11 protein-coding genes and 1 pseudogene are annotated in these 16113 nt (G+C 71.2%); 2 read left to right on the forward strand and 10 right to left on the reverse strand.

Annotated features, from left to right (window positions below; genetic code table 11):
• Positions 1 to 166: 166 nt before the first annotated feature.
• Positions 167 to 631: a DUF6069 family protein gene (locus tag Phou_RS02685; RefSeq protein ID WP_173053232.1), complete on the forward strand. Its 465-nt coding sequence runs from the start codon at positions 167 to 169 to the stop codon at positions 629 to 631.
• Positions 632 to 633: 2 nt separating this feature from the next.
• Here Phou_RS02685 and Phou_RS02690 read toward each other — a convergent pair whose 3' ends face one another.
• The 9 genes and pseudogenes from Phou_RS02690 to Phou_RS02730 all read right to left on the reverse strand — a co-directional run bounded on the left by Phou_RS02690 (position 634) and on the right by Phou_RS02730 (position 10667).
• On the reverse strand, positions 634 to 2580 hold the full coding sequence (locus tag Phou_RS02690) for a multicopper oxidase family protein (protein ID WP_173053234.1): 1947 nt from the start codon (positions 2578 to 2580) through the stop codon (positions 634 to 636).
• A gap of 14 nt (positions 2581 to 2594) precedes the next feature.
• Entirely contained in the window at positions 2595 to 3026 is a 432-nt protein-coding gene (locus Phou_RS02695) for a DUF6220 domain-containing protein (RefSeq protein WP_173053236.1), read from the reverse strand.
• Between the two features lie 128 nt (positions 3027 to 3154).
• Positions 3155 to 4045 carry an aromatic prenyltransferase gene (locus tag Phou_RS02700; protein ID WP_173053238.1) on the reverse strand — a complete coding sequence of 297 codons (891 nt, stop codon included), beginning with the start codon at positions 4043 to 4045 and terminating at the stop codon, positions 3155 to 3157.
• 50 nt (positions 4046 to 4095) lie between these two features.
• Positions 4096 to 5271: a hydroxymethylglutaryl-CoA synthase gene (locus Phou_RS02705; RefSeq protein WP_173053240.1), complete on the reverse strand. Its 1176-nt coding sequence runs from the start codon at positions 5269 to 5271 to the stop codon at positions 4096 to 4098.
• A 2-nt stretch (positions 5272 to 5273) separates the two neighbouring features.
• Positions 5274 to 6335, reverse strand: coding sequence for a hydroxymethylglutaryl-coenzyme A reductase family protein (locus tag Phou_RS02710; RefSeq protein ID WP_173053242.1), 1062 nt, complete (start codon positions 6333 to 6335; stop codon positions 5274 to 5276).
• Positions 6332 to 7462: a phosphomevalonate kinase gene (locus Phou_RS02715; RefSeq protein WP_173053244.1), complete on the reverse strand. Its 1131-nt coding sequence runs from the start codon at positions 7460 to 7462 to the stop codon at positions 6332 to 6334. The genes Phou_RS02710 and Phou_RS02715 overlap by 4 nt, the downstream gene beginning before the upstream one ends.
• Positions 7459 to 8507: pseudogene (mvaD, locus tag Phou_RS02720) on the reverse strand (diphosphomevalonate decarboxylase). The gene Phou_RS02715 and the pseudogene mvaD overlap by 4 nt, the downstream one beginning before the upstream one ends.
• Positions 8497 to 9579 carry a mevalonate kinase gene (gene mvk, locus Phou_RS02725; RefSeq protein ID WP_173053246.1) on the reverse strand — a complete coding sequence of 361 codons (1083 nt, stop codon included), beginning with the start codon at positions 9577 to 9579 and terminating at the stop codon, positions 8497 to 8499. Before mvk ends, mvaD begins: the two are co-directional and overlap by 11 nt.
• Positions 9579 to 10667: a polyprenyl synthetase family protein gene (locus tag Phou_RS02730; RefSeq protein ID WP_173053248.1), complete on the reverse strand. Its 1089-nt coding sequence runs from the start codon at positions 10665 to 10667 to the stop codon at positions 9579 to 9581. The genes mvk and Phou_RS02730 overlap by 1 nt, the downstream gene beginning before the upstream one ends.
• Positions 10668 to 11074: 407 nt before the next feature.
• Here Phou_RS02730 and Phou_RS02735 point away from each other — a divergent pair, with 407 nt between their 5' ends.
• A complete protein-coding gene (locus Phou_RS02735) occupies positions 11075 to 13753 on the forward strand; it encodes an AAA family ATPase (protein ID WP_173053250.1) in 2679 nt (892 codons plus the stop codon).
• 9 nt (positions 13754 to 13762) lie between these two features.
• Here the strand turns inward: Phou_RS02735 and Phou_RS02740 are convergent, their stop codons facing one another.
• On the reverse strand, positions 13763 to 15718 hold the full coding sequence (locus tag Phou_RS02740) for a LuxR C-terminal-related transcriptional regulator (protein ID WP_218578675.1): 1956 nt from the start codon (positions 15716 to 15718) through the stop codon (positions 13763 to 13765).
• Positions 15719 to 16113 lie beyond the last annotated feature (395 nt).

Below are 16113 nucleotides of genomic sequence, written 5' to 3' on the forward strand. Positions count from 1 at the left end.
TTTAGCCAAACTTCGGGGCGCGCGAATCCTGCCTGCGGACGAGTCCAATACTGCGGACACAGTACTTCGCTGTCCAACTGCCCAGGCGGTTGAACAGCTTATCCGGAGATCATTGTGACTCTACAATAGACACATCATTCCAGCCACCGAAGAGGAGACATCGCCCGTGGCTGCGGTCGCCCCCGAATCCTCGTCCTCGCCCCGGATCGCCTCGTTTCTGCTCGCCCGTCCCGTATGGCTGGTCGGCATCCTCGCCGCCCTCGCCGGCGCCGTCGTGACGGAGGCGTTCACGCTTCTCGCCCGCGTCGCCGGTGTGCCGATGCGCGCGGCCGGCGTCTGGGAGGAGCGCGCCCAGGACATTCCGGTGGGCTACATCGCCCGGAGCGTCGTGATGTGGTCGATCGGCGGGGTCGTCCTCGCGGTGGTGCTGGCCCGCTGGGGCAGGCGCCCCGCCCGTACCTTCGTGATCGCCACCGTGGCGTTCACCGCGCTGTCGCTCATGGCGCCGGTCTTCGCCCGCGACACGGCCGTGTCCACCCAGATCGTCCTGGCCGCGACCCACGTGCTCGCCGCCGCCGTGGTCATCTCGATCCTGGCGCGGCGGCTGTCCGCGCCGGATGTGGGCCGCTGACGTCAGCCGGCGTGCTGGCCGTGCGCGAAGGATGTGCTGACGCCGTCGTAGACGAGCCGCAGCATCATGCCCTGCTCCTGGTGCGGCAGGTTGTGGCAGTGGTTCATCCAGACTCCCGGGTTGCCGGCCTGGAACGCCACCTCCCAGACCTCACCCGGCCGCACGTCGAAGGTGTCCACCCACAGCGGGCTGCCGGAGTAGCGCGTGCCGTCGCGGGACAGGATCAGCACCGCGTGGCCGTGCAGGTGCCAGGGGTGCGTCTCGAGGCTGCGGTTGACCACCGTGTAGCGGACGACGTCTCCCTCGGCGACGAGCTGGTCGGGGACGGACGGGAAGCCGCGGCCGTCGACGGTCTGCGCGAAGGCGGGGCGGCCGTTGACCATGGCCACGGCCCGGTCCAGGACGATCGTGAAGTGCCGGTCGGCGTCGCCGCCGTCGAACGGCACCGCCGCGGGCTCGCCGTAGTGCAGCAGGTCGAGCTCGGGCCAGCCGGACGTGTCCGGCGGCGCCGGGTCGGTGCCGGTGTGGCCGGTGGGGCGCAGCACCACACCGCGGCCGGTGTCGTGGTCGAGCACGAGAGTCGCCGGGGTGTCCGGCATGGCCAGCACCAGGTCGTAACGCCCGCCGGCCGGTAGCCGCAGCGAGACCTCGCGCACCTCGCCGGGCCGGTTGAGGTCGCGGCCGTCGACCGCCGCCACCCGGAACGCCGCGCCGGCCAGCGCGAAACGGTGCGGCACCGAGTCGGTGTTGATCAGACGCAGCCGGACCGGGGTGCCGGGGCGGGCCGTGTGCACGGCGCGTCCCTCCTGGTCGCCGATCACCACCGTGCTGTCGAAGGTGTGCACCGGCAGCGTCAGGTCCAGCTCCTCGCCGGCCTGCTCCCGCGGGCGCACGACGAGCGTCCCGTACAGCCCCTTGCGCACGCCCGGGTGTGACGCCTGATGCGTGTGGTACCAGTACGTGCCGACCTGGTCGGCGCGGAACCGGTACACGAACTCGCCGCCCGGCGTGACCGGGTGCTGGGTGGCGCCCGGCGCACCGTCCTCGCCGCACGGGAGGTCGTAGCCGTGCCAGTGCAGCGTGACGCCGTCTTCGATGCCGGCGTTGCGCAGCGTCACCTCGACGAGGTCGCCCTCGGTGGCGGTGATCGCCGGCCCGGGCAGCTGGCCGTCGAAGGCCCACGCCTCGACGGCGCGCCCGGACGGGAGGTCCACAGTGGAGGTCCTGGCGGTGAGCGTGTGCCGCCGGACGGTGCCGCCCTCGGCCGGCGTGGCGGGCCCGCGCAGGTCCGCCACCGAGACGGTCGATCCGGCGGCGCCTTCCGGCCCGCCGCCGGTGACCACCGCCGGAGACGACCGGAACTGCAGGCCGACACCGGTGATGCCGGCGCCGGCCGCGACCGCTCCCCCGGCGATGCCGAGGAACCCGCGGCGGGAAAGCCGGTGGGGCGCCTCGTCCTGGTCGTCGGCCTCCGTGGCCGGTGCCGTCACCACGCGGGAGGTCAGCAGCGCGCCGGCGCAGACCGCGGCGATCGCGATCAGCGCCGTGCTCCAGGTCAGCGGGTATCCCGCGATGAACGTCACCACCAGGCCGGCCAGCGCCGCGTACCCGGCGGTGAGCAGCGCGACGAGGCCGCCGGACGGGAAGGCCTCGCCGGGCGCCCGCCGGGCGGCGCGCAACCTCGGCCCCGCGACGAGGACCGCGACAAGCGCCGCCGCGACGAGCAGGGGAAGGCCCAGCAGGACCTTCTCCTGAACGAACCACCAGCCGCTGCCGGAGAGCGTCGCGACGGTGGCGAGCCGGGCGAGTGTCGCGACGACCGCCGCGACGAGCAGCCCGAACGCGAGCCGGTGGCGCCGCAGGGCCGCTGTGACACCCGTGGCGAACCAGGCGGCGACACCGAGCAGCGCGACGACGTGGTCCAGCAGGATGAGTTGGACCGTGGTCATGACGCCGATCGCGCCTAGCCCGCCACGGAGCGGGCGCGCGTGGGTGCCACGGTCGCGGTCTGCTCGCGCCCCTCGTTGAGGATGGTGCGCAGCACGTTCATCATGATCAGACCGTTGAGCGCGTGCAGGCCGAAGACGAACTGCCCGGCCGCCGTGGTGTCGCCCGTGTCGCCGAACGCCCTGGCGACGATAGCGATCACGGGCTGCAGGACACAGAGCCCCGCCACCAGACCGGACAGGCCGATGAGACGGCCGGGCATCCGGGTGACCGCGGCGACGATCGTCAGCACCACGGCGAGCAGCACGGTGATGTATCCGAGCGCGCGATGGGGACGGAACGCCTCGTCTGTGGGTGCGCTGTCGAACGCGCCACTGGCGGCCAGGAAGAACTGCACCACCACTGCGAGCATCACCACCGCCGCCACAGCGACAAACGCTTTACGCATGGGAGAGCCCTTTCGGGTCGATTGGCCTAACGCCGACTATGTCGACGAGTCTTCCAGCGTGGCCAGGTGGTGTCCACGCCTACATTTGCAGTACAGACGTCTTCATTCGTAGTAGCCACACCTGGCCGTCAAATGAAGTTCACCGCGCCGGGCTTCCACTTGTAATGCGATTCGAGCTTGTAGTACTCGCCATGCGGCGTCAACGCGACGCCGTACACGAACTTGCGGTCCTCGCCGCCGTACGGAACGCTTTTCACGAACTTCTCGATTTCCGGTTCGACCGGAACGGGAAGTGTGGCCAGATCGGTGGTCGCTGCGGCGTAGCAGATTCGCTCGATTCTCGGCGAATCCCAACCGAGCGTCACGTACAGGCCGAATGCCTTTTCGCCGAGCTTGAGCATCTGCTCGCTCGGCTCGGCCATGCCGATCTCACGGAGCGTGGACACGATGGTCCCGGGCCTGAAGCACTCGGCGGGCACCTCGTTGAAGTACACGTTGACGGTGCGGTTCGGGTAGTCGATGCCGAGCACGCCGACCCGGTCGTCCAGCCCGTGCCGGGCGAAGAAGGCGAGGTTTTCGGCCAGGCTGCGCGGCATGGACGGAAGGTCGGCGAGCTTCGACGCCTCCTGCAGGTCGTCCGGTGTGAAGGCGCCGTAGATCTTCTTGAACCCGCCGACCGCCCCGAAGTCGATGCCGTGGCTCTCCACGAAGCACCGCCCGTGGATGTCGGACAGCAGCGTGCCGACCGGGTGGTCGGTCTTCTCGGTGAGACCCTTCGACACGGCGAACGTGTAGGGGTCCCGGTCGTCCGGGTGCGTCCGGAAGCGGCAGTCGAGCTCGCCGGCGTGCCGCAGCGCGGTCGCGACCCGGAACGCGACCACGGCTCCGGGGTGGGCGAACGCCTGGGCGAAGGCGGTCAGCAGCGGCCAGACCTTGTCCCGGGAGCAGGCCACATCCAGCTGCCGAGCCGATTCCTCGATGGTGGTGTAGAGCTCTGCGACCTCAGACGTTGCGGACATGGACCCTCCCTGGTGCGGGTGTTGGACAGCGTGGATCGGCGCGGCAGGCGCTACCGCGGCTCGTAGATGCGCTTGTGACCGGAGAGCCCGGCCAGCCGGTACGGCCCGGTGGTCTCCCGCGGGACGGGGTAGTCACCGCCGTCGACCGGGAAGGCGTGGGTGTGTATCTCGCGGTACCGCGCGTAGTCGATGTCCTCGCGCCGGTCGATCGCCTCGCGGTGCGCGTCGGCGCGCAGGTGGGCGCGGTAGCCGGGTACCACGGTGCCGGCGAAGAACTCGGCGACGCTGCCCGAGCCGTAGCTGAGGAAGCCGATCGCCTTGCCGCTCAGGTCGCCGGCGGTGTCGAGCAGCGCGGCGAGCGCCAGGTACACCGAGGCGGTGTAGCTGTTTCCGATCACCTCGTTGTAGGCCGTGGTGTTCGCGATGGCGCCGTTGATCCGCGCCTCGTCGACCTCGTACCCGCAGTAGTTGAGCAGGTGCCGGTGCGCTTTGTACGCCATCTTCGTGAACGGCTGGTGGTAGCAGAACGCGCTGAGCTCGTCGAGCTTGTGGCCGCCGCGCTCGGTGTAGTCCTTCCAGGTGCCCTCCACCGCCTGCAGGTAGGCCGAGATGGACTCGCGGCCGTCGACCAGCGCGGTGTTGCGGTAGTTCGGCCGCCAGAAGTCCATGATGTCGGCGGTGAACATGCCGGACGGGTCCTCGATGCGCACCAGCGCGGGGTCGGCGCTGATCAGCATGGCCACCGCGGCGGCGCCCTGTGTCGCCTCGCCGGGGCTGCCCAGGTCGTACTTGGAGACGTCGCTGGCGATGACCAGTACCTGCTCGGTGCGGTCGCGGTGCACGAGCCCGATGGCGAACTGCAGGGCCGCCGTACCGCTGTAGCAGGCCTGCTTGAGCTCGACGACCCGGGTGGCCGACGGCAGGCCCAGCAACGAGTGGACGTGTATCCCGGCCGCTTTCGCCTGGTCGACGGAGGACTCCGTCGCGAAGACCACGGTGCGGATCCGTTCGGCGCCGTGCCGGGCGACGATGGGCGCGGCGGCGGCCGCCGCCATCGTCACGATGTCCTCGTCGGCGGCCGGCACGCTCATCGAGCGCTGGCCGATCCCCCGCTGGTACTTGGCGACGTCGGAGCCGTTGTGCGCGGCCAGGGTCGCGTGCGTCAGGACGTACTGGGTGGTCGCGACAGAGAGGTCGTGTATTCCGATGGCAAGCTCCGCTGGCATCGCTAGCCTCCGATCTTCGCGGTCTTGTTCGTGCGTTCCAGCCGGATGTGTGTCTGCATGAGCTCGCCCGGGTTGGTCTGCGCGGCGAGGAGCGACAGTTCGCCGCACAGCACGGTGGCGGCGGCGATGACGGCGAGCCGGCGCGCGTTGTCACCGGGGTCGCGGTCGGCCCGGCAGCCGAGCCGGGTCAGGTTTTCCTCGACGAAGTCCAGGCCCTTCCCGTTGCCGACGGTGCCGACGATCAGGTTCGGCACGGTGCAGGAGAAGTAGAGGTCGCCGTCGCGGTCCTCCGCCACGGTCACGCCCTGCGAGCCCTCGACGATGTTGGCCGCGTCCTGGCCGGTGGCCAGGTAGAACCCGAGCAGCATGTTGGCGTAGTGCGCGTTGGCCGAGCGGATGCCGCCGGCGAGCAGGGTGCCGATCATGTTCTTGTGCACGTTGAGCTCGGCGACCGCCGCGGCGGTGGTGCGCAGTACCTTGTGGACGGTGTCGCGCGGCACGAGCAGTTCGGTGACGACGTTCTTGCCGCGACCGAGGATGCCGTTGATCGCGGTGGCCTTCTTGTCGGTGCAGTAGTTGCCCGAGATCGAGCCGTACGAGACGCCCGGCACCGTGCGCAGGATGTGGGTCAGCAGCGCGTCGGCGGCCAGCGTCGCCATGTTGTGGCCGGCGGCGTCGCCGGTGCTGAAGTCGAACCGCAGAAACAGCAGGTTGGCCGTGATCTCGTGGTGGAAGCCGATCAGCTCCACGAACCGGCCGCAGGTGCGCACGAGCTCGCGCAGCTCGTCGAGGCGGGCGTCGACCTCCAGCGCGGCCATGTACGCGGTCTGCGCGTCCCTGGCCCGCACGAGCACCGAGCGCGTCATCCGCTCGTCGACGAGGGTGGCGACGATGCCCGGCTCGACCATCATGGAGATCCGGGCACCGCGCCCGACGGAGGGCCACAGCGGCGACTCGTAGGTGGCGAGCGGTACCTCCGTCTCGATCATGCCCACGTTGCCGGAGATCCGGAGCGGCCCCACCCACTTCATGGGCACGCCGGCGGTCTCGTTCGTCTGGTTCATCGGCTGCCCGCAATCGTCTCGTTGGTGGCCTGGACATGAATCGGCATGGGCTGTACTCCCGCGGCGGCCCACCGCGCCCGCATCCGCGTGATCCGCTCGTCCGCGGTGGCGTCCAGCAGCGCGATGCCGCAGTCGCCGCCTCCGGCGCCGGAGGGTTTGGCCGCGCCGCCGGCGGCCTCGGCCGCGTCGCAGAGCGCGGTCAGCCTGCTGGTGAAGATGCCGAGCCCGACCTCGCCGTCCAGGCCGGCGAGCACCTGGCGGGCGGCCCGGACCTGGCGTACCAGGTCGTGGTCGTCGCCCTGTTCGAGCGCGCGGATCGCGGACCGCACGCACTCGTCGCTGCGGGCCACGAAGCCGCGGTGCGCGGCGCTGCCCCGCCACCGCCGCGCCTCCAGCTGCCCGGTCAGCGAGCTGGTACTGGCCGGCTGGCCGGTCCAGCCGACCTCGAGCGCGAGCGCGCGGGGCGGCGGCAGCCGGTGCAGCGCGAAGCCCGGCCACGGCGCGCGCACCGCCTCGTCGACGCCGAGACGCCGCGCCATGTCGAGCACGGCGGCCCGGTTGGGCGCCTGGTACGCGATCCAGCCGCCCCAGACGCTCGCGGCCAGGTCGCCGCCGGAGGCGCCGGGGTCGAGGCGGGCGGTCGCCAGCAGGGCAAGCCGGAACCTTTCCTCCGGCGCGAGGTCCACGCCGTGGTAGGCGGCCAGGGCACTGACGGTGGCGACTGTCACCGCGCCGCTGGAACCGAGCCCGAACTTGGTGCCGTCGACGTGCAGCCGGCTGGTGATCGCGACGTGCACCGGCGCGTGGCGCAGGCCCCGCGCGGCCAGCAGTCCGTCGACCACCTCGATCGCCGACACCACGTGGCCGAGGCTGTCCGGCGCGGGCCGCTCGCCACCGCCGCCGTCGAACGCGGTCAGGACGCCGTCGCGCCGCCGCAGCCGCGCCTGGCCCGTGGCGAGGTCGGACTCGATCACGACGTCGGCGCCGTCCGCCGCCGAGACGGTGACGCTGACCTCCCGGTCGACCGCCACCAGGATCGCCGGATGGCCCGGTTCCAGCACCGCGTACTCGCCGGCGATGAACAGCTTGCCCGGCGCCTGCCGGCGGACCGGCGCCTGACCGCTCACCGCTCGGCCTCCGTCCACAGGCGTGCGGCCGGCCCGCGCCGGGCGGTGACCACCGACGATCCGGGGGCGGCGGCGCCCAGCGTGGCGGCGACACGTTCGGCGTCGGCGGGGTGGCAGAGGACCTTGACGTTCGGCCCGGCGTCCATGGTCGCGTAGGCAGGTACTCCGTCGGCGCGCAGGCGCAGGACGGCGTCGAGCACGGCCACCGTCGGCGGCGACATGTAGCGCACGGCGGGGCGGGCGGCCAGCATCGTCGCGTGCATGCCGAGGGCGTTGCGCTCGGCGATCTCGCCAACCGCGTCGAGGTCGGACCGCGCCAGCGCCGCCCGCATCTCGGTCAGGTCCGCCTTGCTGGAGGTCGCCCAGGCCGCGTAGAGCGGCGAGGTCTCGACGGTCCGGCGCATGCCGCCGCGGCTGGACACGGCCTTGGGGCCGGCGTTCACCACCGCGATCACCAGCGCGGGGTCGAAGTCGGGTACGGGCACCGGCTCGGCGTAGGAGGCGAGGTCGGCCTCGGCACCGGTACCGCCGCCGGCGTGGCAGATCGCGAAGTCGCCGAAGATCGACCGGGCGGCGGAGACCGACCCGCGGCGGGCCAGCCGGGACAGCGCGGTGGGATCGAGGTCGAGGCCGTACGCGGCGGCCGCGGCGAGGGCCAGCGCGGCGAACCCGCTCGCCGAGGAGGCGAGCCCGGCACCGGTGGGTACCGCGTTTCGGGTGTCCACTGTGGCCGGCTCGGTGCGGCCGGCGAGCTGGCGCACCAGGTCGAGGAAGGCGACGACGCGCTGCCCCACCTCGCCCCGCGCGGGGCGCCGTCGAGCGTGACGCTGTCGGCGGCCGCGTCGGGGCACAGCCGCACCGTGGTGGTCGTCGGGAAGATGTCGAGGGTCATCGAGAGGCTGTCGACGTACGGGATCATGAGCCGCTCGTCGCGCTTGCCCCAGTACTTGATCAGCGCGATGTTCGGGTGTGCGACGGCGGTCGCGGCGCGGTCGAGGACCCGCTCCGCCGGCCCCACCGCCTCCAGCCGGTGCTCAGTGCGCATAGCTCGCGAACCTCCCCACCGGTACCACCCAGGTGCGGACGGCGCCGGCCTCGTGCAGGCGGCCAGCGATCGTCTCGGCCCGGCGCGGGTCGTCGGCGAGCGCGACCATGCAGCCGCCCAGCCCGCCGCCGCTGATCTTGGCGCCCCGGCCACCGGCCGCGATCGCGGTCTCCACCAGCGTGTCGATCCGCTCGGTGCTGATGCCGATGTCGCGCAGCAGCCGGTGGTTTTCGGTCAGCCGCGCGCCGAGGTCGTCCACCCGGCCTTCGCCGAGGTCGCGGAGGGCGGCGTGGGTCAGGCCCGCCACCTCGCGGACGAACGTCTCCTTGGTCCGCGGGTCGCGCTCGAACGCGCCCCGCAGCATCTCCACCGCCTCCTTGGTGCTGCCGGAGGCGCCGCTGTCCGCGATGACGAACAGCCCGTCGAACTCCCACGGGTGGGCGGCCCCGGCCCGGGCGGCGTCCGGGAAGCCTTCGCCGGCCATGGCCACGGGCAGCTCCCGGGCGAGGCCGGCGCGGAAGTAGAGGGGCGCGGTCGCGCCGGTGGCGATGGCGTCGATGCCGCTGGCCCGGCCGTGCGCCGCCGTCTCGGAGACCTGGACGAGGTCGAACACGGTTCGGGCGTCGAGGCGCCGCCCGAAGAGGTCGCCGAGGGCCAGCACGGCCGCCCGCGCGCAGGCGGCGCTGGAGCCGAGTCCGCAGCCGCGCGGTATCGCGCAGTCGATGAGCACGTCGACGCACACGCGCTCGGTGACGCCGGCCCGCACCTTGAACTCGGCCACCAGGTGCCGCAGGTCGTCTGCCTCGACCGGGGTCGCCGACCCGGTGCCCGGTCCGGCGATCGCGAACGAGATCTGGTCCGCGCCCTCACCGGCGCTGGGCAGCCGCGTCGCGGTCGCGGTGACGGGCAGCCGCGGTACCGGGATGGCCAGCGCCGGAGCGCCGTACACGACCGCGTGCTCGCCGAACAGGATGGCCTTGCCGTGGGCGCGTCCGGTACCGGTGTGGCCACGCGCGGCACCGGCCGCGGAGCCGTCCCGGTCGGCGAAGGTGAGCGAGTCCGTCGTCGCCATCACTGGGCCCGCTGCGTCGCCTTGATCGCCATGTCGGCGAGCTGGTGCTTGGCCGGACTGGTCGCGCTGCTCGCCTCGAGGACCGCCAGCGCCTGGTCCGCGCGCTGCGCTATCTGCCGCTCGACGTCCTCGACGGCACCGAGGCCGACGAGGATGGCGCGGAAGCGGTCGAGGTCGTCGTCGGACAGGTCGGTGCCGAGCTTGCTCCGGACGAAGGCCGCCGCGGTCGGGTCGTGTTCGTCGGCCAGCCTGAGCGCGGTGGCGATCAGCACGGTCCGCTTGCCCTCGCGCAGGTCGTCGCCGGACGGCTTGCCGGTGACCAGCGGGTCGCCGAACACGCCGAGCAGGTCGTCGCGGAGCTGGAACGCGATGCCGATGTCGGCGCCGAACGCCTGGTAGGCCGCGACGAGGTCGGCGTCCGCGCCGGCGATCGCGGCACCGAACTGCAGCGGCCGCTCCACCGTGTACGAGGCCGTCTTGTAGCGGATGACGCGCATCGCCCGCTCGACGTCCTCGTCGTCGCTCACCTGGCTGATCAGGTCGAGCAGCTGCCCGTACATGACCTCCGAGCGCACCGCGGACCACACCGGCGAGACCCGGGCGTGTGCCTCGATCGGCAGCCCGGAGGCGCGGACCAGGACGTCGGCCCAGATCAGCGCCAGGTCTCCGATCAGGATGGCGGTGCCGACGCCGTAGGAGTTCGAGTCACCGGAGAACCGGCGCCCCCGGTGCCGCTCGGCGTACGTGACGTGGGCGGCGGGGTGGCCACGCCGGGTCCGGGAGTCGTCGATGATGTCGTCGTGGATCAGGCCCGAGGCGTGTAGCAGCTCGAACCCCGCGCAGGCGCTCAGCACGGCTGGGGCTACCGGGTCGCCCGGGTCGCCGCCGGCGCCGATCCAGCCCAGCCAGGCGAAGGCCGGCCGGATGCGCTTGCCGCCGCGCAGCACGAAGCTCTCCAGCTCGGCGACCGTCGCGGCGAAGTCCGGACCGAGCGCGTCGGCCTCGGCCCGTCGCTCGGTGAAGAAGTCCCTGATCGCGGCATCGATAGCGGTCGTGTCCGCCGCTGCCCCGAGATAGCTGACGGTCATGCTCTGATCTCCCGTTCGAGGCGCCGGCCACTGTCACAGTCACGCATCTCGGACTCCCCTGATTCGCTGAGATCACGTCGCTTCGTGCGGGCATTTGCCGACCCACTCGCGTAACGCGCGTCTCCGAGAAAGCAATAGCCGATTTCGGTACGAGCGCCTACCGTCCCGGCACTGCGCAATACCGAATCAGCATGCTAAAGACAGTAAGCGCGCCGTACCGTGCTGGCCCACTACTCGCGCGGGTAGTGCAAGCTAGCAACGGCATTCACGCCACATCGCCGCCGATCACCGTATAACTGAGTCAGCCCGTCCGCTGCGGTGGTCGACCGAGCACCGGCAGGTGGCGGCGCGTTCAACTGACCAGTCCGGACAGTTGAACGCCGCAAGGACAAACACGGGGGTGTAGCATGAATCCCTTGGTGGGGCGCGAGCACATTCTGTCCACATTGGGCAGTCACCTGGATGCCACCCTGCAGGGATCCGGCAGCTGTGTCATCGTCGATGGTCCGTTCGGCATCGGCAAGACCCACTTGTTGAAGGCCACGGCCATGGAGGCGGTCGAGCGCGGCCTGACGGTGGTCGCCGGACGCACGAGCATCACCGATCAGCCGATTCCCATTCACCTGCTGATCAATTTCCTGCGCCATGTTCACGCCGGCGAGGGGGATTTCGACGACCTGATGGGCCCGGACAGAAACCCATTCTGGCTGATGGACCGGGTCGGCGAGCTTGTGGAGAGCGCGTCCCGCCGCCACCCGCTCATGGTGGTGCTTGACGACGCGCAGCGGGTCGACGACGTCAGCGCCCTGGCCCTGCGCGGGCTGGTGCGGTCGCTGGCCTCCTCACCGGTGCTGTGGCTGCTCGCCCGCCGGCCGGTCGCCACCCAGTCGCTCGCGCAGCACGTCGTGGACTGGCTGATCGACCACGCCGCGGTGCAGCTTCACCTGGGGACGCTGGACCACGAGTCGGTGGCCGAGCTGTGCACCAGCTTTGTCGGTGCCAAGCCGGACGCCACGGTCCTGAGCTGGGCGGCCCGCTGCGGCGGCAACCCGTGGCTGATGGAAAACGTGTTCAGCGCGCTCATCAAGGCCGGCCAGATGATCATCACCGACGGTACGGCCTCGGTGGTGGCCGAGCGGCTGCCCGAAGGGGTCGTCGCGGCCGTGCACCGGCTGCTGGGCGAGATGTCACCCGCGGTGCGGCGGCTGCTCGTCGACGGCGGCCGCATCGGCCACACGTTCACCGTCGAGCAGGCGGCCGCCGCGATCGGCGAGCCCACCTTCGACCTGCCGTCCGCCGTCGACGAGGCGGTGCAGATGGGCCTGATGCGGCGCGACGGCATGGAGCTGACGTTCACCCACCAGGTCGTCGGTGAGGCGCTGGCGCACAACGGGTTCCGCGCGTGGGAGCCCGCCGTGACCGCTCCCCCACCGGTGGCCGTGGCCGGGCCGGCGGCCGCCCGAGGTGTGCCGGCCGCCCCGGTCGTGACCTCCCCCGCCGCGCCGGCGCGAGCGTCCGTATGCGGGTGTGAGGAGACGGCGGCCCGGGCGATCGCGAGCCTGGAGCGCGGCTTCGACGAGGCGTCCCGCACGCTGGCCCGCGCGCTGCGGCTGCTCGCCGGGGCCGGTCGGGGCGCCGAGGCCTGCCGGCTCGCGGACGTGGCCCTGCGCCGCGGCATCGAGGCGACCGCCGAGGCGCAGCTGGTGCACGAGCTCGGGCAGGGGCTGCGGGACACCGACAGCCACGGCATGGCCGCCGAGCTGCTCGCGCGCACGCTCGCCCGGCAGGACGTCTGCGAGCTTGACCGCGCCAAGCTGAACCGGGTGCTCGCGGACACCGCGAAGCGCGTGGCCGAGGTGCCGGTCCAGGGGCTGGCGGGATCCGGTCCGAGGATCGCGGCGGGCGCGACCACTACCGCCACGGCGCCGTGGCGCGGGGAGCCGGCCAGCCGGCGGCATTGCGACACCTGCGAACGGCCACTGTGGACCTGGCTGGTCCGGGCCCTTGTCGCGGCCGACCACGGCGAGGAGGCGGCCGCGGTCCTCGCCGCCGTCAAGGATGTCTCGCCCGCGTCGCTGTGGTACGGCCACCGCGCCGAGCTGCTGGTCGCGGCGGGCCGGCTGGATGAGGCGCGCGCCGAGGCCGAGACGGCGCTGCGGCTGGCGGACCGGTCGGCGCCCGAGGACTCCGTACCCGCTCGGCTGGTCCTGGCCCGCGTCAGCATGCACGACGGCGACCTCGCCACCGCCAGCGACCAGCTGCGCATGACCGAGCGGCTGATGAGCGACGACGCGACGGCCGACAAGGCCCGCCTGGACTGGGCCCTCGCCCGCTTCCACGCGGCGAGCGACCGCCCGGCGATGATGGTGCAGACACTGATCAACATCGACGGCCAGGTGGTACCCGACCAGCTGCTGTTCACCGAGACCCCGGCGGCGGCCGCGTCGCTCATCCGCCAGGCCCGGCAGGTGGGGCTCGGCGCGGAGGCCGAGCTGGCGGCGGAGTTCGCCCGGCGGATCGCCCGGCGCAACCCCACCGTGCAGGCGCTGGCCGCCGCGGCCGAACACGCCGAGGGCGTCCTGCGCAACGACGCGGCCGCCCTGCACCGCGCCGCGGAGCTCTACCGCCTCGCCGGGCGCCCGCTGGCCGCCGGGAGCGCGCTGGAGGACGCGGCGCGGGTGGAGCAGAGCACGCGGGACAAGGTCCGGGCCGTCCGGCTTCTGGAGTCCGCGATGGCCGTGTACGCCGGGTGCGGCGCGCGGCGCGACGTGGACCGGGTACGGCAGAAGCTGCCCGGCCTGGACGCGCACAACGTCCGGCGGCTGGCCGTGGAGCGGCCCAAGTCCGGCTGGGAGAGCCTCACGACCGCGGAGCTGCGGGTGGTCCGGGCGATCGTCGACGGCCGTACCAACCGGGAGGCGGCCAGCGTGCTGTTCCTGTCGCCGCACACGGTGGACACCCACCTGCGGCGGGTGTTTTCCAAGCTCGCCATCAACAGCAGGGTGGAGCTGACCAAGCGGTTCATCGCGCACGAGGCGTTTCCACCGCTGATGGTCGCCGCACACCAACCGGGCTCGGCCGGCTGACCTGATCGGTCAGCTGGCCGCACCCTCGATGTAACCGGAGCCGTACCGGTTGTCGTCCCCCATGGAGTAGACAGCGGCCGTGCTCGTGTACGTCGCGGCACCGCGCACGAGTTCGACCCGCGTGCTGATGCCGAGCTTCTTGTAGACCTTTCTGAGGTGGTAGTTCACCGTGTGCTGCGACAGGTGTACCTGCTTGGCTATCTGCCTGTTGGTCAGGCCGACGCTCACCAGGTAGGCGATGCGCCGCTCCATGTCGGAGAGAGTGGACCAGCAGGCGGCCAGCGGCGAACCGACCTCCTCCGAGTAGGGGGTGGCGTTCTGCCGTCCCTCCACGGAGTCCCTCGCCGCGTAGAGCTTGGCGAGCTCCTCGGTCGCGAGTGCCACCGAGATGGGATCCGGCGACTGCACGATGATGAGCGCGAGTGCGGCCGGTGCCCGGTTGGCCAAGGCGTGCGCGTGCATGGCGGTGAGGCCGATCACCGAGACGCCGGGGTTGTCGCTGGCGAGCTGGTCCACCGTCGCCAGGACGGTGCGCTCCAGGTGGCTGTCGCCGAGGTCTCGGGCGAGCACGACGAGGAACGCGGCGGCACTGGGCACCTCGATGTACAGGCTCCGCTGGGCGGGCAGCCGCCGGTGCTTGCCGGACAGCAGCTCGGCCGCCGCCGGCAGCCCGTCGCGCTTGACCGCGATGAGCAGCTCGGTCCAGGCGTACTGCACGGAGTCGAGCACCACCTGGCTCGCCACGTCGCCCTGGGCCCGCCTGAGGTACTCGACCGCCGCGGGCAGGTCTCCCATGTAGAAGGAGGCGTTGCTGAGCACCGAGTACGCCAGCGGCCGCAGCATCGGAACCGCATCCGGATCGACCGCGGTGGTCGCCAGCATCGCCTCCCGGCGGGCATCCCCTATCCGTCCGGACTGGAGGTAAACCCGGGAACGCATTGCCGCTGCCGCCGCCGTCCAGACCGGCATCGACAACACTTGCAGTGCACCTTCCGCGTCGTTTATCAAAGATTCTGCACGGTCGAACTCGCGCAGGTTGGCGAGCTTGCCGGCAAGAGCGAGCTGGAAATGGAGCCGCCATACCGGGTCGACGCTTTCGCTGTAATGCACGGCTGCTTCGCCGAGCCGAAGACCCTCCGCCAACTCCCCCGCCCGCCAAAGCAAATTGGACCGCGTGGTCAGCGCCATTAGAGCGGCGATGTCACCGGATCCGGTCCCGCGCTCCCGCAGGATCTTGTCGGCGAGCTTGTCGGCGTCGTCCCGGCCGAGAAGGAAGTAGCCGAGAATCAGTGACGCCTCCGCGTCGAGGCGTGCCGAAATCGACGCTTCCGAGCTGGCGAGAACACGCTCGGCAACCCGGACGCCGGCCGCCGCATTCCCATTCATTATCAGGCGGTGCGCCCGTGAACACATTCCGCCGGCCTCATTCTGGACCACACTTTCGTGTTCCGCCGAGCGCTCGGTCACCCACGGTTTCTGGTCGTACGCCCGGGCCCGCCGGCCGGACAGGCCCAACGCCTCGCGGCGCAGGGCGTCACGCACCGGGAGCGGGATCGACTCGTTGATGCCCTGCAGGTGGAACTCGCTGCGGAACGCCAGGCGGTGCGCGGCGGCGACGATGAACCCGGCGGCCATCGCCTCGTCCAGCGGCGTGAGCAGGGTGGCCGAGGAGCGGTCCAGCATCCTGGACACGTCCTCCAGCATGAAAGACTTACCCAGCGCCGCCGCCACCTTCAGAAACTGCTGGCAACTCGTGCTCAGGTCGCTCAGCTGGCGCATGACGAACTCCACGATTCTTCGGGGAATTCGCCTTTCGATCAGCTGAATTCTGCCACTGTCCTCCTTAACCAATCCCTCTTCCGCGAGCCCGAGAGCGAACTCGGCCAGCAAATGCCGATTTCCCCCGGCACCCGCAGCGAATTCGACTAGCTCGCGATCGACGTCAGCCCCGAGGATGTCGCGCAATACCTGCCCGTTTTCATCCTCATCCAGCCGCCCAGAAGTCGATCCATTGGCGACAGAAACATTGGCCGGTATCGCTTCTAGATCCTGGCCATCTTGCGTTGGTCCCGTAGTCATAATCCCCCGAGATTATGCGGACACACCTGAAACACAGAGCTTCAAGCTTGATCACCCTAGCACACGGCGTTGTCGCTCATCTATCTAAAACCTGCTCACACCCCTGCCGTCAACTGGGCAGGTTCAAGGGGCGAAGTCGTAGGATGTCGGGCGGCGTCGACTGATATCGGACCAATCTGAGCATTGACATCATCGACCCATGAGTTGCCAGCCTGGCGCCATGAGGCACCCCTATAAAACCCCTATGTCGCCGACAGCTACTGCGCCTGCAGTACCGCACA

It is taken from the genome of Phytohabitans houttuyneae (assembly GCF_011764425.1).
Lineage (GTDB): Bacteria > Actinomycetota > Actinomycetes > Mycobacteriales > Micromonosporaceae > Phytohabitans > Phytohabitans houttuyneae.

What these genes read in the sequence shown, in the direction of transcription:
- Phou_RS02690 (WP_173053234.1), bottom strand. Translation starts at nt 2,580, where the DNA reads ATGACCACGGTCCAACTCATCCTGCTGGACCACGTCGTCGCGCTGCTC.
- Phou_RS02700 (WP_173053238.1), bottom strand. Translation starts at nt 4,045, where the DNA reads ATGTCCGCAACGTCTGAGGTCGCAGAGCTCTACACCACCATCGAGGAA.
- Phou_RS02710 (WP_173053242.1), bottom strand. Translation starts at nt 6,335, where the DNA reads ATGAACCAGACGAACGAGACCGCCGGCGTGCCCATGAAGTGGGTGGGG.
- mvk (WP_173053246.1), bottom strand. Translation starts at nt 9,579, where the DNA reads ATGGCGACGACGGACTCGCTCACCTTCGCCGACCGGGACGGCTCCGCG.
- Phou_RS02730 (WP_173053248.1), bottom strand. Translation starts at nt 10,667, where the DNA reads ATGACCGTCAGCTATCTCGGGGCAGCGGCGGACACGACCGCTATCGAT.
- Phou_RS02705 (WP_173053240.1), bottom strand. Translation starts at nt 5,271, where the DNA reads ATGCCAGCGGAGCTTGCCATCGGAATACACGACCTCTCTGTCGCGACC.
- Phou_RS02735 (WP_173053250.1), top strand. Translation starts at nt 11,075, where the DNA reads ATGAATCCCTTGGTGGGGCGCGAGCACATTCTGTCCACATTGGGCAGT.
- Phou_RS02695 (WP_173053236.1), bottom strand. Translation starts at nt 3,026, where the DNA reads ATGCGTAAAGCGTTTGTCGCTGTGGCGGCGGTGGTGATGCTCGCAGTG.